Origin of the sequence: Legionella sp. (assembly GCF_049790535.1) — a bacterium.
Classification (GTDB): Bacteria; Pseudomonadota; Gammaproteobacteria; order Legionellales; family Legionellaceae; genus Legionella.
Genome location: NZ_JBAQZB010000133.1, coordinates 18,144 through 38,187 on the forward strand (window position 1 = coordinate 18,144; position 20,044 = coordinate 38,187).

The following is a 20,044-nucleotide window of genomic DNA, read 5'->3' on the forward strand; positions in this document are numbered from 1 at the left end:
AATGTTAACCTTTTAAATGATTCATTTTATCTACATCGATGTTGCCACGATTTCTGTAAAGCAACATGACTATGGCTAAGCCAATCGCCGCTTCCGCAGCAGCAACTGTTAAAATAAAAAAGACAAAAATCTGACCAGAAATTTCATTATAATAACGTGAAAATGCAATAAAATTAGTGTTAACTGCAAGTAACATTAATTCAATGCATACAAGGAGCAAAATGATATTTCTACGATTCAGCATCACTCCTATAAGGCCAAAGCCAAATAAAATCGCACCCAATATCAGGTAATTAGTAACTGGTATCATAGAATATTCCTCTATACTTATTTTTCTGCTTTCATACTGATTAATTCAACTCGATCACCACGACGAGTCATAATTTGTTGCTTAATATTTTGTCTCTTAGAATGCCTTGGAGCTCGATGTACTAAAGTAATTGCCGCAACAATAGCAACTAACAGTAGCACTGCTGCAAGCTCAAAAGCCAAGAAATAATCAGTATAAAGAACCCTACCCAATGCTTCTGTGTTTGATGGACCAACCATGATAGGTTCTGATTTAAGTGCAGAAATTGTTCCTTGCGTAAGCGAAGCGGATACAGAAGAATTTTTCATCTCAATATTGGCTTTAAACGTGCCAGATGGGATGGCAACCATTAAAAGTCCGGTAAGTAAAGCAACCAGAATTAAACCAAATGGTAAATAGCGTTTGAAATGGCTTTTCATTGATTCAGTATCAATATTGAGCATCATCACCACGAACAAAAACAAGGTCATCACTGCACCGACATAAACCAAAATCAGTATCAGTGCAAGAAATTCTGCTTCAGCTAAGATCCATAGTATGGAACTGGTAAAAAATGTAAATACAAGAAATAAAACGCAACGCACTGGATTATTTTGAGTAATAACCATTAATGCAGAGCCTACAGTCAAAACTGCAAAAACATAAAAAATAGTTTGAATTAATAAGTTATGCATCTCTTACCCCATTATCGATACTGTTTATCAGCAGCTCTATCTGCTGCAAGTCGTGGTTCCATTAAATCACCAAGAGCCAACAGCTTTTCTTTAGTCATAATGTTTTGGCCGCGCTGGCTGATATGATAATGCTGGATTGGGGTCACTACTATTGAGTCAACTGGACAAGATTCTTCACACAAACCACAATTAATGCATTTAAACACATCAATATCATAGCGTGTTGTACGTCGAGAGCCATCTTCGCATTGTGCTGATTCAATAGTAATCGCTAATGCAGGACAGACTGCTTCACATAACTTGCATGCAATACAACGCTCTTCACCATTAGGATAACGACGCAGCGCTAACAATCCTCTAAACCGAGGAGAAATAGGTGTCTGCTCTTCAGGGAATTGCACCGTTATTTTTTTCTTAAAGAAATACCTACCTGTTAACTTTAAACCTGATAATAATTCCAGTAACAAGAAACTTCGGACATAATATTTTATATTTTGATATACTTTTTTCATCGGCTTCTCTTTATAACCATCAAAACCAAGGTTTAACTTGAGCAACAACCATTAAAGCTGTCACTATAATCCAAACGATGGTCACCGGGATGAGTACTTTCCAACCTAAACGCATCAGCTGGTCATAACGATAACGTGGAAAAGTCGCTCTTACCCATAAATAAACAAAGAGGAAAAAGCTGATTTTCACGAGTAACCAAACAAAACCAGGTACTACAAAGAATATGTCTTCTAAAACAGGGAGCCCTTCAAATGGTGACATCCAACCGCCTAAGAACATAATACTAAGCATTACTGAAATAAGAATCATGCTTGCATATTCTGACAAGAAAAATAATGCGAAACCTATTCCGGAATATTCTACGTGAAATCCTGCTACAATCTCGGATTCACCTTCAGCCAAATCAAAGGGAGCTCTGTTTGTTTCAGCAATTCCAGCAATCCAAAACACTAAAAACAATGGAAGTAAAGGAAAAAACCACCAATGGATAATTCCACCTTTTTGCGAATTAACAATATCGGTAAGATTCATACTGCCTGCTGCTAATAAAACCCCTACTAAAGCAAACCCCATAGCAATTTCATAAGATACAGTTTGTGCCGTACTCCTTAATGCACCCAGCATGGCATATTTAGAGTTCGATGCCCAACCAGCAATGAGTACTCCATAAACACCTAAGGAACTCATCGCAAAAATGTAAAGAATACCCGCATTAATATTTGCCAATACAATCCCTTCTTGAAAAGGAATAACCGCCCAACCAGCTAGAGCCGGCACTAAAGCAAAAAGCGGTGCAACTATAAAAAGATATTTATTTGATCGCGTAGGAATAATAATTTCCTTGGTAATCAATTTAATCAAATCAGCAATGGGTTGCAGTAAACCCTTCACTCCGACCCGGTTAGGACCGATACGTACCTGAATGTAACCAATAACTTTACGCTCTGCATAAATTAAATAAGCAACACATAACAGTAACGGAACTACGATTACCAGTATTTTAAGAACAACCCAAATCAGTATACTAATATCATGCAGCATTTTTCTTACCTGCCTAGCGCTTAATAGTTATTGCAGCAAATGAATGGCCTAAATCAACTGTCTCAGGCATCGCGTTTGCTACCCATACAACATCTACCACAATGCGCTCATCACGTTTAATCGGCAATGTTATCTCAATATCTCCCTGAGATACAGTGGCAACTTCGTCTAATTGCAATCTATCTGCAGTTATTGGATTAATACGTATGCATGCTGAATCGGCTGCTGCGCACAGTTGTAACTCTTTAGCATTTCTGACAATTGCATCAATACGATAAAGCGGCCATTCACCTACCCTAATTAATGATTGCTTAATCTCAGGTAAACATTCAGGGTAGTAGGGGACATAACTTTGCTCCATTGCAATGGCCGTTATGTCTTTGATTTGCGAAAGAATATCTTCTGTTGACGTATACTCAAAATCTTTGCAATGAAACAAATTAGCAAGCACGCGTATCACTTTCCATGCAGGTCGTGATTCACCATAGGGCTTTAAAGCACCCTTCACTGTTTGCCAAGTATTATCCACATTAATATAAGTCCCCGAAGTTTCTGCATAAGGAGCAATAGGCAAAATCACATCTGCATAATCATGCATTGACTTATGCTGATAAGCAGACAGTAAGACAACAAATTCAGCTCCTAACATTGATTGTCTTGCTCCATAAGGATTAGCAAAATCAAAATTTGGCTCTACACCCATTAAAAAATAAGCTTTTAATTTGGCATTTAATGCAGCATGTACATCCAAACCTGGTTGAGGATCAGCCTTACCGGCAGTTGTTCTATGAGGTAGCATTCCTGCCATCCAGGCTCCAGCAGTATTTGCACCATGAGTGAGTCTAAGTACGTGAGCACCACTAAGTTTTTTAATTAAATAAATTAAAGTACGCATTAAGGAAGCATTGGGATGATTCTCACACAGAGCACCAGTAATTAGGCTAACATTTTTTTCCTTTAATGCTTTAGCAACCCTTTTTGTCTTTTGATCTACCTTTAGACCAATAAGTAATTTTTGTACCTCTTCTGGCAACAAAGTTATATTATCAGCCAAAGCCAACGTAAGTTTGGCTAATTGTATCGGCATTTCCAATGGAGAAATAATAAAACGTTCTTGCAAATCAAAATTATACTTATAGTCTACTGGATTAATTGCATAAATTTTTGCGCCATTACGAAATGCTTTGCGCACACGCACACCAGCTAAGGGTACTTCTCTATCGAGATTACAGCCAATCAGAATTATAGAATTTTGATTTTCTATCTCGGCATAACGCAATGAGCTTTGGGGCGTCGTTGTTTGATTCACCTGATCTTTGAAATCTGTCTGATGTAAGCGGTGATCCAAGTTATGTACGCCAATTTCACGCATCAATTTTTGCAATAAATACAATTCTTCTAAAGTGGAAGAGCTGGATGCAAAAGCAGCTACTTGTTCTCCCCCATGTTGCTTAATGACACGGCTTAAACCGGCAGCAGTAAATTTTAGTGCTGTTTCCCAGTCAACAATTTCCCACTGCCCATTACGTTTAATTTGTGGTTTATTCGCACGTGCATGACTTTTTAATCCTAAATAACTAAAACGATCTCTATCAGATAACCAGGTTTCGTTGATTGATTCATTCTCTTTAGGAACTGCGCGCATTAATTCATTGGTACGTGTATGCAAATAAACATTTGAGCCTAAACAATCATGAGGTGCTATGCTGTCATATTGCATCAATTCCCATGCCCTGGCAGTAAAGCGATAAGGTTTAGACGTTAAAGCACCTACTGGACATAAATCAATAATATTTCCTGAAACTTCTGATTTCATACTGTGCTGTACATAAGTTCCAATTTGCATGTCTTCACCACGACCTGTTGAACCTAACTCTCTTAGACCAGCAATTTCATCGCCAAAGCGTACGCATCGAGTACAATGAATACAACGGGTCATTTCAGTAGAAATAAGTACCCCTAGATCATCATCATTTACTGAACGCTTGGTTTCAGTATATTCAGAGTTACCCTCGCCAAAGCCCATAGAAACATCTTGCAGCTCACACTCGCCTCCTTGATCGCATATAGGACAATCTAATGGGTGATTAATCAGCAGAAACTCCATAACTACTTTTTGCGAATAAATTGCCTGTTCTGATTTAGTAAATACTTTCATCCCATTAGTAATAGGGGTAGCACAAGCGGGAACTGGCTTTCGACCATTTTCGACTTCAACCAAGCACATACGGCAATTAGCAGCTACAGAAAGTTTCTTGTGATAGCAAAAACGTGGGATGTGAATACCTGCGTCATCGGCAACTTCAATGATCATCTTACCGTTTTCTGCTTCAAATGTTTTACCGTCGATTTCAATAGTAGTTGTCATGGTTAGAACCTTCTAATTATGCTGCGACGATCGAGCGTTTATGCTTAATAAAGTAGTCAAATTCATTATAGAAATGCTTGACAAAGCTTTGTACAGGCCAAGCTGCTGCTTCACCTAATGCACAAATGGTACGCCCTTCAATTTTATCCGCCACATGGACTAATTTTTCTATATCGCCTGGCTCCCCGTGGCCCTCTTTAATTCGATGTAATAGTCGAACCAGCCATCCAGTACCTTCACGACAAGGAGTACATTGACCACAGGATTCATCCATATAAAATTCTGAAATTCGATATAAAGCGTCAACCATACACGTCGTTTCATCCATAATAATTACGGCACCAGATCCTAATCCTGAACCTGCTTTTTGAATACTGTCATAATCCATATCCAGTTCCATCATTACATCACCTGGGAGAACGGGCATGGAGGTGCCTCCAGGAATTACTGCTTTTATTTTGCGCCCTGCTAAAACGCCTCCAGCTAATTCAAGTAATGTCTTAAATGGTGTTCCAAGTGGAATTTCAAAATTACCCGGTGTGTTTACATGGCCACTCACGCTAAAACACTTGGTACCCCCATTATTTGGTTTACCTAGTTTTAAGAACCATTCCCCACCTTTTTCCATAATTACAGGCACAGAAGCAAACGTTTCCGTATTATTGATCGTTGTTGGCTTACCGTATAATCCATAGTTGGCGGGAAAGGGGGGTTTAAACCGTGGTTGACCTTTTTTTCCCTCTAAAGAATTAAGTAAAGCGGTTTCTTCACCGCAAATGTAGGCACCAGCACCCAGATGATTGTATAGATCAAAATCGATGCCAGAGTCTAAAATATTCTTGCCAAGAAAACCCGCAGCATAAGCTTCTTTTATTGCTGCCTCAGTACGTTCATAAGGCAACCAAAATTCACCGCGGATATAGTTGTAACCCACTGTTGAACCCATAACATAACCTGCAATAGCCATACCTTCGATCAGCTGATGAGGATTTAAAGCCAATATTTCTCTATCTTTACACGTTCCTGGTTCACCTTCATCTGAATTACATACCACGTATTTTTGCCCGGGAGAATTACGATTCATAAAACTCCACTTTAATCCGGTAGGAAAACCAGCACCACCGCGACCTCGTAAAGCAGAAGTTTTTAATTCATCAATAATTAATTGTGGAGAAGTCTGATTTTTTAGTATGTTTCTCCAGGCGCTATACCCACCAACACGTTCATAAGCAGATAGAGTCCAGGGCTCTGATAAATGAACTGTTCGATAACAAACTTGATTTAATTCGACCACCGCAAGCACCTCTATCTTTTATTGGTATTGTTCCAACACTTTATCTATGGATTCAGGAGTCAAATTTTCATGGTAATCTTTGTCCACCTGCATCATTGGTGCATTAACGCATGCCCCTAAACATTCCACAGATCTTAAAGTAAAACGTCCATCATCTGTGGTTTCACCTAATTTAATCCCTAATTTTTTTTGTAGATGCTCTACAACTCCAGCTGAATCACGTAACAAACATGATATATTAGTGCATACATTAACTAAATGCTTACCAACCGGTTTAAGCTCGTACATCGTATAAAAACTGGCTACTTCATATACTGCTATAGAAGGCATATCAAGATAATCAGCTACTGCATCCATTAATTCGGTAGTTAGATGATTATGCTCTTCTTGTACAATTCTTAAAGCACTCATCACTGCTGATTGTTTTTGATCTTCGGGATATTTAGCAATCCAATGATCTAGGTCTTGCATTTTTTTCGCCGGCATCAATTGATGTAATATTTTTGCTGAATTATCAGACATTTTAAAACCTTTATTAATTTAAATTACAATTTTTTTGTAATATCCTCATCATTGGAACTAAGCGAAATTAACGATCTATTTCACCAAACACTATATCCTGACTTGCTAAAATAGCGACGCCATCTGCAAGCATGTGTCCTCTTACCATTTCATCAAAGCTAGATAAGTGAGCAAATCCAGGAGCACGAATTTTCAGTCGATAAGGTTTATTGGCACCATCTGATACCATATAAATACCAAACTCACCTTTAGGTGCTTCTACAGCACTATAAGCTTCTCCTCTTGGCAAGCTGAACCCTTCTGTGAAGAGTTTAAAATGATGAATCATTGCCTCCATGTCGTGTTTCATTTCCACACGACGTGGCGGTGTAATTTTAGGATCATTAACGCGTACAGGGCCAGGATGTTTTCTTAGCCATTCAATACATTGTCTAATAATTCGATTTGATTGCCTTAATTCTTCAACGCGGACCAAATAACGATCATAACAATCGCCACTTTTACCTACCGGAATATCAAAGTCTACTCGGTCATAGGCAGCATAACTTTGTTTTTTTCGTAAATCCCAAGCAATTCCTGAACCACGCAGCATAGGTCCAGTATACCCCCATTGCAACGCGTTTTCTGGAGAGACAATACCTATATCTACAGTTCGCTGTTTCCAAATGCGATTATCTGTTAACAAAGTTTCATATTCATCGACACAGCGGGGGAAACGTTCTGTGAATGCCCATAGAAAATCAAGTAAGCCGCCACTACGGTCTACGTTAAGTTTTTCAACTTCTCGCTGACTATGCCATCGTGATGCTTTGTATTGAGGCATTGTATCTGGCAAATCTCGAGCGACACCACCTGGTCTATAGTAAGTTGCATGCATACGTGCTCCTGACACCGCTTCGTAGCAATCAAATAAGTCCTCACGTTCCCTAAAACAGTATAAAAATACAGTCATTGCACCAATATCTAGTGCCATAGCCCCCAACCACAAAAGGTGATTCAACACACGAGTTACTTCATCAAACATAGTACGAATGTACTGCGCGCGTAATGGTACCTCAATACCTAAAAGTTTCTCAATGACATTAACATAAGCATGTTCATTACACATCATGGAAACATAGTCTAATCTATCCATGTAACCAATATTGTGAATATAAGGTTTGGTTTCTGCTAATTTTTCAGTTGCTCGGTGTAACAAACCAATATGAGGATCAGCACGAACGATTGTCTCACCCTCAAGCTCTAGGACCAATCGCAAAACCCCGTGTGCTGCAGGGTGTTGGGGACCAAAATTTAACGTATAATTCTTTAATTCAATCATTATTTAGTTTTCTCATCAATAAGATAACGGTTATCAGTACGAATAACCTTAGGCACCAAAATTCTGGGCTCTATATCAACAGGGGCGTAAATAACTTTTTGTAATGTTGCATCATAATGCATTTCCACATGACCACTTAGAGGAAAATCTTTACGAAATGGATGTCCAATAAAACCATAATCGGTCAAAATACGTCTTAAATCTGGATGTCCGTCAAATAAAACACCATATAAATCATAAGCCTCACGCTCAAACCAATCAGCAACTTTCCATAAGTGGTGTACTGAGGGAACGATTAAATCTTTTTCATCAACAAAGATTTTGACACGTAAACGGTGATTTTTTTTAGTTGAAAGCAAATGATAAACTACTGCAAAACGAGGCTTGGTCATTGTATACGCTTTAGCTTCTTGACGCTCAACACCTCGAGAAAAGCCATTCTCTGTTGCAGAATCAGTTTCCCAATCATATTCACCATATAATAAATAATCTACCGCACAAAGGTCGATAAGTTGGTCAAAAGAAAATGCATCTTCATTACGCAGTTCCAACATTAATGTTTTTAAATTTGCAACGTCAGATTCAACAGTTACTTCATCGTATGCAATCGTCACATTATTCATATGACTTGCAAATTCAGTCTTTAGTTTTTTAACTAAATAATTATTTTTTGTCATCTAATCTGCACCTTTGATGATCTTATGCCTCTAATATATTTTTATGTCTGATTTTATTCTGCAATTGAATAATGCCATAAAGTAATGCTTCTGCTGTTGGCGGACAGCCGGGTACATAAACATCAACAGGAACAATACGATCACATCCACGAACAACAGAATAAGAATAGTGATAATATCCTCCACCATTCGCACAAGACCCCATGGAAACAACCCAGCGGGGTTCAGCCATCTGATCATAAACTTTGCGCAAAGCAGGCGCCATTTTGTTACATAAAGTACCAGCAACAATCATGACATCAGATTGACGAGGACTAGGCCGAAAAATAATTCCGAATCTATCCAAATCATAACGCGCGGCACCGACGTGCATCATTTCGACAGCACAACATGCCAAACCAAAAGTCATGGGCCACATAGAACCACTACGTGCCCATCCCACAAGTTTCTCAACCGAAGTCGTCACAAAACCATTTTTTTGCAATTCTGCAACCGCCATAGCTAGCCTCTAAGCAGTTAAATATTAATGAAAAAACCTCGCCACTCCTGCCTTGCCAGCCAAAACTTAATGAAAAACTCTCTGAATCAATATAAATTCACGAGAACACTCACTATGCCCAGGATAATAGGTGAGGAGCAACAATGAGTTCGTTCCTATTTTTACTTTCTTGGTCAAGATAGGTTGGTATTCTAGTACGCATGCAACAACAACCAACCTATTTCAATTCAAGCAAGCAAAAGGACTACAAACTCCCACATGATACATTTTATTCCCACTCTAAAGCGCCACGCTTCCATTCGTAAATAAAACCAATAACTAATAAACCAAGAAATAACATCATTCCCGCAAAACCCAACCATCCTATTTTGCGTAGGGCTAAAGCCCAGGGAAAGAAAAATGCTGTTTCTAAATCAAAAACTATAAAAAGTATAGCTACCAGATAAAATCGAACATCAAAAGGAATATGAGCATTTTCAAATGCATCAAATCCACATTCATAAGGTGCATTTTTTGCAGCATTAGGATTATGTTTTGAGAGCAAGGAACCGGCTCCTAACATCACTAGACCCAGTGCTAATCCGATAAGTATAAAAACAAGAACGGGTAAGTATTGAGATAGCATTATTTCACCTTGCACAGATTAATGGTGCCGAAGGCCGGACTCGAACCGGCACGGCTTTACGCCACCGCCCCCTCAAGACGGCGTGTCTACCAATTTCACCACTTCGGCAATTCTTTTATAGATCTATTGATATTTCTATTCTCTTGGAAAAAATGGACTAACTTCTGTGCCCCGATGCTAATGCATGTCACGCTTCGGTGCCCTAAAATCAGTCCATTTTAGCTCAAATTAGCGAAATATTCACAACTTCTAGTAATTGTTTTTTACTAAATTTATTCTTTCTTATCATCTGTAGTACTCTCAACAGGCACGGGAATTGAATTCACCGGTATGCTTATTTGTTGTTGAGGAGCGGCCTGTTGTTCTGCTTTTTGATATTGCACAGATACTAAATAAGACAACAAAAGGCTGGTAATGAAGAATGTCAGTGCCAAACCACCCGTTAATTTAAATAAAAAGCTTCCTGTTCCCTGACTACCAAATACAGTATTTGATGCACCAGAGCCAAAAGCGGCGCCAATATCAGCGCCTTTACCATGCTGAATAAGAACTAAGCCAATTAAGACCACAGCAACAATTACATGAATCATTAAAATCAATTGATACATTTGACAATTTCCATAAACTGTTTCGCATTCAACGATGCACCACCTACTAAACCACCATCTACGTCTGGCATGATAAAGAGAGCTCTTGCATTATCTTCGTTTACACTGCCACCATAGAGGATGGATAAATACTTCGCATCATTACTATTTATCTCTGCAATCAGTTTTCTAATGAACTGATGTACTTCTTGCGCTTGTTCTGGTGATGCAGTTTTACCTGTACCTATAGCCCAAACAGGTTCATAAGCCACAACACAATTTTGAAAACAATGTTTGTTATGTGTACTCACCGCCAGCAGTTGCCGAGCAATTACTTGCTCTGTTTGACCTTTTTGACGCTCGATTAGGGTTTCACCCACACAAAGAACGGGTATCATACCATGTTCTTTTACATGGTGGAATTTTTGTGCCACAAAATTTTCATCTTCATGGAATTTCTGTCTTCGTTCGGAATGACCAACTAAAACATAACGGCAATTAAAATCTTTTAACATTGGCGCGGATATTTCCCCAGTATATGCACCAAAATCTTTTACGAATACATTCTGAGCACCTATATTAATTTTACTCATTTCCAATAAATCATTTACCTGAGGAATGTAAATAGCAGGCGGCATTACAATAATCTGGGTAGTGTTGTCAAAATCCAGCATTTCTTTTATCTGATTAGTTAATTCAATTACTTGCTGGAGCTGACCATTCATTTTCCAGTTACCAGCAATTATTTTACTTCTCATATATTGCCCTCTTGCTCTCAACTGCGGACTATACCTAAACTTACACTTCATGTGTAGTTCTATTGTAATTTTTTTAAAAAACTATGATCGTATAACAATCATTCTGCTCTTTATATTTACAAATCTACGCCGCCTACGTAAGGTGATGCGGATTTTGAGCGTTATTTTACCTTTATAAGAGAATATAATTAACAATTAATTAAAAAAGCGTATAATTTACCCACATTGATTTTTAAATGTGGAAAAGTATGCCATACATTAATGTCTCTGAAACAAATTGTTTATATGTTGCGGTGGGTGAAGAAAAAGCTCGTTTTCAAAAACAATGTGAAATCGTTAAAAACTGGCAATCTTATAATCTAAGCGCTTTGAATTTGCTTGATTTACCTCAAGGTTTTTCTGCAAAAGATATTAAAAAAGCAAAATCGAAACTAGCTCTTCATTTTCATCCGGATAAGAATAACAATAGTACGTATTCAAAAGAAGCATTTCAGGTATTGATACATGCAGTGGAGTTTTTAACGTCTCAGCTGGATTCCAGCATCAATATCAGCAATAACCCATTCATACCCATAAAAGGGACTCTCTTAAAGCGCAGTGCTGCAGCGCACTCGTCAGCTGAAAAACAAGCATATTTGGACAAATTGAGCGAACTTAAGCAATCAGGCCTGATGGCGTACATAGATGAACAATTTTTTCGAAATACATTGACTACACATCCAGAATATTTGCCTTTGATAATTAATGAGCATAATTTGTTTCATGTTGTGTTAGATAAAGGAGGCTCTAGTGCTTTTTTTCAATGGCTCATCAATCAGAGATATGCTAAAGAAGCTCTATCAAAATCCAAAGATAATTATGATGTTTTTTCTTTTGCATTTAATGCCAATCGAAAGGATTGTTTACAGATCTTATTTGCAGTCTACGGCATAGAAGGATTTCACGCTTCTTCGATTGCATCTTCGTTATCATTATGTGTACTACTATTGGAAGAAGATGAAAAAACGTCTGAGACTTTTTGGTTTTTAATTAATGAGTTAAATTACATACCTAGAAATGGCTATATTGCGGTCAGTGTCCTTGATGCAGCATTGAGCAAGGTAAGTCTATCCACTTTTAAAAGAATATATGACAAATTTAAGCATCTGTTGTTAGAATTCAATCAGAACTACACCCATAACTCATTAATAAACAGAGTATTAACATTTAACTACTCTGATAACTACTCTGAAATAAAATTACAAAAAATGGCTGATGCGGGATTAATGCCGTATATAACAGACCCATTGTTCCAAAATGCAAACGAATTAAATTCATTTTTATCGAAAAAAGACTCTTACGGAGCCGTGATAATACTTCTTAATACAGAGCTGATTTCCGTAGAACAAATAGTACAATCATCATGGTTTACTGGCATTGATATAGACGCTTTATTGGGTCAAGCACTGCTAAAGAGGAATTCATCTGCTTTTCATGCTTGGTTAAAGAGTGTTGAATTTACGCCTGAGTATTTAAAATCTGAAAGGGGGCAAGCATATCTTCGCTTTATGCTCGAACACAGAATAGTATTTACGGAACAACAACTGACTGCTATTCAATCAACATTTGATACCTATTTTACAGATTTGACAGGAAAGCGAGTGCATTATACAAACCAGGATTATCGCCTCTTACCAATGACGACAGAAGCTTGGTTACCTCTCCTAATTAAATGCATAGGTAGAAGTCCCAACCCAATGGCATGGTTGAACAAAGTGTATGAACACGAGGTTAAAGTGGTCATTAGAGGCCATACTAGTTCCGTGAATGGTGGTTTTTCTTATCGTGCTAACAATACTGATTTCATTGCTTATGAGTACACTGAGACAATTTTAAGTTCATTTACCCCACTGCAATTTTTTATGCTTATGAATAAAATGCCATTAGCGCTTTTATTACTGTCACAAGGGGTAGATTGGAAACAAAATATTAGTGCCATCAAGCAAACTAGAATAAATAATCCTTCTCATTATGCATATAATCCTGACAAATTTATTCGCAATTCCGAAATTGAAATAAATCAATATGTAGAAAATCGCTGTGTAAAAATAATGTTATTTGATCCAGATACTGAGACTCAAGAACGAATTATTGATGCAAAAGACATTATATTTATTTATAAAAACGACCGAATCGAAATTGGATTTTGCAACACTGATTATAAATATGAACAAAAGGTTGTGTCTGGGGTGGCGAACATAATAGATGCAGTTGAACAGGCAAAACGTATAGGTAAGATAACAAATACAGTAGATCTGGATGCAATTGAAAGTTACCTGGCAGAATTAGGCGTTTGTTTATATAGTTCAAAATATATACAGTCAACGGTATTAGATTTTGTGAAATTAGAGATTCAAAAAATAGAGGAACACCGTCTCCTCGCAAATTCTCAGTATGATACTACTGGCAATGATGAGTACTATGATGACCTTAGCAAAGATGTTAAAGCAGCACTCAAACAAATCCAATTGCATGAAACAGAGTCATATCTTTATAAACGAACACTGGACGCTGATTACAAGACCAGGCTGTCATTTTTTGGTTTTTTTACGATCACCAATTTTGGTTTTTCGAAAAAAGAAAAAATTACTGCTGCACGTGCGTTGATCGATTTTTTACAAAATGGTACGCCTATTCCCACGTCTTGCAAACCTGCTTTATGTCAGGGTGAGTTAGGTAAGGTTGCTGCGTTGGTTGACATTGTATTTGAGCCAGATCATCCGCAGATGAACCCATAATAATGGGTATGAACCATAATGAAAACGACCCATGTAACGGACAAAAACAGTATGCCTTTAATAATGCTCCACGATGCGGGGCTATAACAATGCGTTCAAACATGAACTAATTACCGCAACGGTAAAGGCTTTAGAAAAGCTGTTAAAACTGCCATAGAAAGCAACACAATTAACTAAAGAATTTACTTAACAATTAAAGTAGTTACATTTTGACGTTGTAACTACTTATTATCTAAAGCTTAATATTTAAAAGGCATCATAGCTGCAACTGGCAAATGTTCCTGAGAATCCATTAAAACCTTATCAACATAAGAATGATGTAAAAAGTTTGCTCCAACCTTATAAAATGGGTGATCAATCACCTTAAGAATATCTTCTTTTTTCGGAGTATCTGCAATTAATAATGCATCAATAGCACGACGTGAAGCTTCATGTACTTCATCAAAGGAATGGTGTCCCTGAAAAACCATATGAGCAGCAATACAATTCGCTAATATTTGTAATTCATTAATAGAGGCCTCATCTGCTTGAATTAACTTAAAATGAATTAATGAAATTAAAAGTCGGCCAGTGCTTCCGGATATGCCTGCAACTAAAGGAGCTTTATCTCGTCTTGCTATTTTTTCTATCCAAGTTTCATTGGCCTTAGCAATTCTATCTACTGCTTCTAAATCTTCGATTGTTAAATCCAAAGGAATATCTAAATTAATCATTTTTTGTATTTGGTTAAGAAAGTGAGCTTCTGCCTGATCACGTGCCTCAACCTCAACTGTATCAATATGCTTTTCATAATTTTCTTTAGCAAAAAGATAATTCGTAAATATCAAGCGATAGCGTTCTATGGTAGTTATTTCTTTAAAAAGTGATTTGCCTGTAATTCGCGCTTCAGCTACGGATATTTCTTCGGATACTTGAGTTTCATCTATTAAATCACGGGAAGTAGCAAATAAACCAAAAGTAGTAGCATATTGTTTCTTCTTATCACCAACCTCAGTAAAAGATATACGACTTCCGTACTCGGCTACAGTAGGCATAATAATAGAAATTAACTGATTAAAAAACTCATTATGTTCACCAGCTAATTCTTGTACAAAAGCAGCGGAAATATCATACATAGACTTGAAATAATTAGTTAAACTCTGAATCGTTGTGCACTGGTTGATATCAGATAATAGTTCATTCATTTGGCATAGTACGGATAAAACTCCTACTTTGTTATTAAGAGTTTCCCACGATGTTTCCATTCTTATCCCATCGTATTGGCGTCCTTTATCTGAATGGTGCAGCATTAAATGAGTGATGGTTTGTTTTGACTTTTCATCTATAACACCAAGTTCATCAGCCTCTTCTACCTTTTGTATAAGAAGCTGTAAAATGTTTTTTGCAAGTTCGGATCCAAATTTATGAATCACTCTTTTTAAGACGTGATCACTTAGAAGATGATTCAATACGCTAATAGCTACAGCATTTTGTTCCTGAATTTTTTCTGGAATATTTTTCATTAAGGTATCTCTTGGTGTTTGAAATAAGTTCTTGGTGAGTAAATTTTATTATTTTTACCAGTAGTATTAAAATATAAAATTGCCTGTAATAAGGAAGACTTAATAAACAGTGTACCCTGAGGTGTATTCCGCAGGCACAAGAAGAAATTTTAATTTTACTAGAAGCCATACAGGATATAGCTTTCCTTAGTCTGTATATATTCCCTGGTATTATTTACTAATAAGATAAATTCTTGTCAATAAGGGTTATTTCCTCACACAATTGTTGCGCTTGTTGCATCACCACTGATTTATCAATCCCCTCAATCATGACTCGTAATAAAGGCTCAGTGCCTGATGGCCTAAGTAAAACTCTGCCCTTATCGCGTAAACTGGCTTCCAAATTTCTTACCACTTCAAGTACTTGTGAATTTTTTACTAATAATGGTGCTTGAGAAGTTTTTAAATTGACCAGAACTTGTGGAAGCAAGGTAATCCCTGCGCTTAATTGCTGCACGCTTTTTCCCTGCTTTATCATAATTGATAACACCTGTAACGCAGCAACAATACCGTCCCCTGTTGTTGTTTTATCAAGACAAACAATATGACCAGAAGTTTCACCACCAATTTTCCAATTTTTTTCGCGTAATGCTGCCAAAACATATCGATCACCAACATTGGAGCGCAGAAATGGGATACCTAAAGCTGTAATAGCCTTTTCTAAACCGTAGTTACTCATTACAGTACCTACTACACCGCCATGCAACACTCCACGCTCATATCGATCTTTAGCAATAATATAAAGGATTTTATCACCATCAATTAAATTACCTTGCGCATCAACTAAAATAACACGATCCCCATCACCATCAAGTCCAATGCCAATATCAGCACCAGTACTAAGAACTTTTTGTACTAAATGATCGGGTGAAGTAGAACCGCAATTCTGGTTAATATTAAATCCATCAGGTTTATTGCTAATAGAAGTTACCTGGGCACCAAGTTCTGCAAATACATTAGGAGCTATGTGATATGTTGCGCCATTAGCACAATCAACAACAATTTTTAAACCAGACAATCGAGTCAAAGAAGGAATAGTGGATTTACAAAACTCAATATAACGGCCACTGGCATCATCGATGCGTGTCGCTTTACCTAATTTTCCTGAAGGCACCGTTTGCATCTGATTATCCAACTCTGCCTCGATTTGCAGTTCAATATTATCAGGTAATTTACCACCTTCGGCAGAGAAAAATTTAATGCCATTATCTTCAAATAAATTATGAGATGCACTAATTACGATACCTGCATTTGCGCGCAGAGTTTGAGTCAAATAAGCGATGGCAGGTGTTGGCATAGGACCTAATAAGGCAACATCCACACCTGCAGCCGATAAACCTGCTTCTAGAGCAGATTCAAGCATATAGCCTGAGACTCGCGTATCTTTACCTATAACCACCTTTTTACGGTGCCCATTTCCCCCAAGTACGCGACCTACGGCCCAGCCTAATTTTAATACGAATTCTGGATTAATATCTGATAAACCGACATGCCCACGAATGCCATCGGTTCCAAAATATTTACGTTGAATCATCCTTATTACCTCTATTATTAAAGCTATTGAGCGTCTGTCGACACGCCTACTATCTTGGCCACAATGTCAACAGAGCCTAGCCTGACAAACCCTTTCGATTAGGGTTAATGCTTGATTTGTTTCATCGACATCATGCGTTCTTATGATTCCAACGCCTTTCAATGCGGCATAAACAGCCAATGCGATGCCTCCTATTAAGCGATCATTAACCTCTTTATTGAGTACAGCGCCAATCGTACTTTTACGTGAAACTCCTAGAAGAAGTGGCAATTTAAGTGTTGAAAAAAAATCCAGCTTATTTACCAAACATAAGTTATCTTCTACTCGTTTTCCAAAGCCGAAGCCTGGATCTAAAATTAAGTTTTTTTTATCAATGCCGGCATGAAGACAGGTTTCAATGCGTGTCACAAAAAATTTCATTACTTCGTTCAAAACCCCTTCAGAATAATGAGGATTTTGCTGCATAGTTTGTGGTTCACCTTGCATGTGCATTAAACAAACAGGAACAGCAAGTTTTGCAGCCATTGCTAGAGCACCCTGCTTTTCTAAAGCATTAATATCATTAATTACATTAGCCCCTGCATCGACAGCAGCTTCCATCACTTCAGGTTTATCAGTATCAATCGAAATACAGATATCTGAATTGGCGCGAAGGTGCTTTATAACTGGAATTACCCGGTCTAATTCAACCTCAGTTGGAACAGCTTTAGCACCAGGTTTAGATGATTGGCCGCCTACATCAATTAAATCAGCTCCTTGAGTTATTAAATGGAATCCGTGCTCACAAGCTCGTTCCATTGCAAAAAACTTACCACCATCAGAAAAAGAATCGGGAGTAACGTTTAAAATTCCCATAATTAAGGGTTTTTCAAAATGGCAATTTAAAGAGAGCTGACCTCGCTGTGTAAGCCAGCTCTTAAATTGTATTGAATTCATTTGCTGTTCTCGCTTTTATTATTTCTATACATTTTCAGGATTTTACAATTGCTTCTGAATCAGAAGATGGTGCAGGTGCATCATCAATCACCTCAACTTTATCCAAAGGCTTGGATGTTGTGCCCCAATCTGCTGGAGGAGAAGGTTCTTTTCCAGCCATGATATCCTGAATTTGTTTTGCATCAATGGTTTCATATTTAATTAAATTTTCCGCCATCAAATGCAATTTATCCATATTAGCCAGCAAAATTTCTTTCGCTCGTTGATAGTTTCTATCAATTATTGCACGTATTTCATCATCAATTTGCTGTGCAGTCCTATCTGACATTTCTTTATGTTTATTCATAGAACGACCTAAAAATACTTCCTCTTCTTCTTCACCAAAAGTCAGTGGACCAAGAGGAGATAATCCCCAGCTAGTAACCATTTTACGAGCTATTTCAGTGGAGCGCATAATGTCATTGGATGCACCTGTAGTAACACTTTCTGCACCAAAAATTAATTCTTCAGCAATTCGTCCGCCAAATAAACTAGACAGTTGACTTTCCAGACGACGCTTAGTATGGCTATAACGATCTTGTTCCGGTAAAAACATGGTGATCCCTAATGCACGCCCACGGGGAATAATAGACACTTTATATACAGGATCATGCTCTGGCACAGATAAACCCACAATAGCATGTCCTGCTTCATGGTAAGCAGTTAGTTTTTTCTCATTATCATCCATAACCATTGAACGACGTTCGGCACCCATCATAATTTTATCTTTGGCTTTATCCAATTCAGGCATACCAACTTTACGTTTATTTTCGCGTGCAGCAAATAAAGCCGCTTCATTTACCAGATTAGCTAAATCTGCGCCAGAGAATCCAGGAGTACCTCGAGCAATATCCATGATTTCAATATTGACATCTACAGGAACTTTTTGAAGATGAACCCTTAATATTTGCTCACGTCCACGGATGTCAGGTAAGGGAACAACAACTTGACGATCAAAACGACCAGGACGTAACAAGGCAGGGTCTAAAACATCAGGGCGGTTGGTGGCAGCAACTACGATAACCCCTTCATTCCCTTCAAAACCATCCATTTCAACCAATAATTGGTTTAATGTCTGCTCTCGCTCATCATGGCCACCACCTAGCCCCGCACCACGATGACGACCTACTGCATCGATTTCGTCAATAAAAATAATACAGGGAGCGTGTTTTTTAGCTTGTTCAAACATATCACGGACACGCGATGCACCAACCCCTACGAACATTTCCACGAAATCAGAACCTGAAATGGTAAAAAACGGCACCTTAGCTTCACCAGCAACTGCTCTTGCTAATAAAGTTTTACCCGTCCCAGGAGAACCAACCAATAATACTCCACGAGGAATACGTCCGCCTAGATTTTGGAATTTAGTTGGATCCCGTAGGAAATCAACCAACTCTTTTACCTCATCCTTAGCTTCATCCACACCGGCCACATCAGCAAAAGTCACTTTAACCTGATCTTCACCTAACAAACGAGCACGTGAACGACCAAAAGACATTGCACCACGGCCACCACCACCTTGCATTTGGCGCATAAAGAAGACCCAGACTCCGATTAAAAGTAACATTGGGAACCAATTAACAAACAAGTGTAAGAGGAAGCTTTCTTGTAGCTTTTCCTGACCACTCACTTCTACTTTGCTTTTTAATAACTCTCCTAACAATGCATTATCTTGCATCGGCATATAAGTTACAAAACGTTTATTATTTTTAGTTATTCCTTTGATGACTTTATCATCTTCGATGGTTACTGCATTGATCATACCTTGATCGACTTCTTTTAAAAATTGGCTGTAAGAAATTTTCTCGGCAACTGCGTTACGAGGTCCAAAATTACTGAAAACAGAGACCAGAACAATCGCAATGATCAGCCATAAAAATAAATTTTTTACCATGTCGTTCAAAGTATTAACCTCATTAGTTACGTAAAACTCTAATATTTATGAGTATCAACCCCGTGGGCAAACATCAGTAAAGAACTTCGTTCAGGAAATTCTTATCCGCCCTATGGGCACCACCTCCGAGG

The 20,044-nt window shown here is 37.9% G+C and carries 18 protein-coding genes and 1 tRNA gene; 1 reads left to right on the plus strand and 18 read right to left on the minus strand.

The genetic code is table 11. The features are described 5' to 3' along the window. Nucleotides 1-4: 4 nt before the first annotated feature. From nuoK to tpiA, 14 genes are all read right to left on the minus strand, one after another. Nucleotides 5-310 carry an NADH-quinone oxidoreductase subunit NuoK gene (nuoK, locus tag WA877_RS08900; protein ID WP_425170563.1) on the minus strand — a complete coding sequence of 102 codons (306 nt, stop codon included), beginning with the start codon at nucleotides 308-310 and terminating at the stop codon, nucleotides 5-7. A gap of 17 nt (nucleotides 311-327) precedes the next feature. Then, nucleotides 328-984 carry an NADH-quinone oxidoreductase subunit J gene (locus WA877_RS08905; RefSeq protein WP_425170564.1) on the minus strand — a complete coding sequence of 219 codons (657 nt, stop codon included), beginning with the start codon at nucleotides 982-984 and terminating at the stop codon, nucleotides 328-330. A gap of 11 nt (nucleotides 985-995) precedes the next feature. Next, on the minus strand, nucleotides 996-1,496 hold the full coding sequence (nuoI, locus tag WA877_RS08910) for an NADH-quinone oxidoreductase subunit NuoI (protein ID WP_425170565.1): 501 nt from the start codon (nucleotides 1,494-1,496) through the stop codon (nucleotides 996-998). 19 nt (nucleotides 1,497-1,515) lie between these two features. Further along, nucleotides 1,516-2,538 carry an NADH-quinone oxidoreductase subunit NuoH gene (gene nuoH, locus WA877_RS08915; protein ID WP_425170566.1) on the minus strand — a complete coding sequence of 341 codons (1,023 nt, stop codon included), beginning with the start codon at nucleotides 2,536-2,538 and terminating at the stop codon, nucleotides 1,516-1,518. Between the two features lie 13 nt (nucleotides 2,539-2,551). After that, on the minus strand, nucleotides 2,552-4,906 hold the full coding sequence (nuoG, locus tag WA877_RS08920) for an NADH-quinone oxidoreductase subunit NuoG (RefSeq protein WP_425170567.1): 2,355 nt from the start codon (nucleotides 4,904-4,906) through the stop codon (nucleotides 2,552-2,554). 16 nt (nucleotides 4,907-4,922) lie between these two features. Beyond that, nucleotides 4,923-6,200: an NADH-quinone oxidoreductase subunit NuoF gene (nuoF, locus tag WA877_RS08925; RefSeq protein ID WP_425170568.1), complete on the minus strand. Its 1,278-nt coding sequence runs from the start codon at nucleotides 6,198-6,200 to the stop codon at nucleotides 4,923-4,925. Nucleotides 6,201-6,218: 18 nt separating this feature from the next. Next, nucleotides 6,219-6,722, minus strand: a complete 504-nt coding sequence (nuoE, locus tag WA877_RS08930) for an NADH-quinone oxidoreductase subunit NuoE (protein ID WP_425170569.1) — start codon at nucleotides 6,720-6,722, stop codon at nucleotides 6,219-6,221. A 67-nt stretch (nucleotides 6,723-6,789) separates the two neighbouring features. Beyond that, nucleotides 6,790-8,043, minus strand: coding sequence for an NADH-quinone oxidoreductase subunit D (locus WA877_RS08935; protein WP_425170570.1), 1,254 nt, complete (start codon nucleotides 8,041-8,043; stop codon nucleotides 6,790-6,792). Beyond that, the gene (locus tag WA877_RS08940) at nucleotides 8,043-8,720 is read right to left on the minus strand and encodes an NADH-quinone oxidoreductase subunit C (protein ID WP_425170571.1); all 678 of its coding nucleotides are present in this window, start codon (nucleotides 8,718-8,720) and stop codon (nucleotides 8,043-8,045) included. Before WA877_RS08940 ends, WA877_RS08935 begins: the two co-directional genes overlap by 1 nt. A 22-nt stretch (nucleotides 8,721-8,742) precedes the next feature. Further along, complete coding sequence (locus WA877_RS08945) at nucleotides 8,743-9,219, minus strand: NuoB/complex I 20 kDa subunit family protein (protein ID WP_425170572.1); 477 nt, start codon at nucleotides 9,217-9,219, stop codon at nucleotides 8,743-8,745. A gap of 268 nt (nucleotides 9,220-9,487) precedes the next feature. Further along, nucleotides 9,488-9,844 (minus strand): NADH-quinone oxidoreductase subunit A, encoded by a 357-nt coding sequence (locus WA877_RS08950; RefSeq protein WP_425170573.1) that lies wholly within the window; start codon nucleotides 9,842-9,844, stop codon nucleotides 9,488-9,490. Nucleotides 9,845-9,866: 22 nt separating this feature from the next. Further along, nucleotides 9,867-9,952 (minus strand) — tRNA-Leu (locus WA877_RS08955). 164 nt (nucleotides 9,953-10,116) lie between these two features. Further along, the gene (gene secG / locus WA877_RS08960) at nucleotides 10,117-10,452 is read right to left on the minus strand and encodes a preprotein translocase subunit SecG (protein WP_425170574.1); all 336 of its coding nucleotides are present in this window, start codon (nucleotides 10,450-10,452) and stop codon (nucleotides 10,117-10,119) included. Continuing rightward, on the minus strand, nucleotides 10,440-11,189 hold the full coding sequence (gene tpiA, locus WA877_RS08965; RefSeq protein WP_425170575.1) for a triose-phosphate isomerase: 750 nt from the start codon (nucleotides 11,187-11,189) through the stop codon (nucleotides 10,440-10,442). Before tpiA ends, secG begins: the two co-directional genes overlap by 13 nt. 248 nt (nucleotides 11,190-11,437) lie before the next feature. Between tpiA and WA877_RS08970 the strand changes: the two genes are divergently transcribed. Then, nucleotides 11,438-13,966: a DnaJ domain-containing protein gene (locus WA877_RS08970; protein WP_425170576.1), complete on the plus strand. Its 2,529-nt coding sequence runs from the start codon at nucleotides 11,438-11,440 to the stop codon at nucleotides 13,964-13,966. A gap of 239 nt (nucleotides 13,967-14,205) precedes the next feature. On the opposite strand, the gene WA877_RS08975 is transcribed toward WA877_RS08970, so the two are convergent. The 4 genes from WA877_RS08975 to ftsH form a co-directional block, all read right to left on the minus strand. Next, the gene (locus tag WA877_RS08975) at nucleotides 14,206-15,468 is read right to left on the minus strand and encodes a hypothetical protein (RefSeq protein WP_425170577.1); all 1,263 of its coding nucleotides are present in this window, start codon (nucleotides 15,466-15,468) and stop codon (nucleotides 14,206-14,208) included. Between the two features lie 217 nt (nucleotides 15,469-15,685). Then, a complete protein-coding gene (gene glmM / locus WA877_RS08980; protein WP_425170578.1) occupies nucleotides 15,686-17,041 on the minus strand; it encodes a phosphoglucosamine mutase in 1,356 nt (451 codons plus the stop codon). A gap of 66 nt (nucleotides 17,042-17,107) precedes the next feature. Then, nucleotides 17,108-17,977: a dihydropteroate synthase gene (gene folP / locus WA877_RS08985; RefSeq protein ID WP_425170579.1), complete on the minus strand. Its 870-nt coding sequence runs from the start codon at nucleotides 17,975-17,977 to the stop codon at nucleotides 17,108-17,110. A 34-nt stretch (nucleotides 17,978-18,011) separates the two neighbouring features. After that, nucleotides 18,012-19,913 carry an ATP-dependent zinc metalloprotease FtsH gene (gene ftsH / locus WA877_RS08990; RefSeq protein ID WP_425170586.1) on the minus strand — a complete coding sequence of 634 codons (1,902 nt, stop codon included), beginning with the start codon at nucleotides 19,911-19,913 and terminating at the stop codon, nucleotides 18,012-18,014. Between the last annotated feature and the right edge of the window lie 131 nt (nucleotides 19,914-20,044).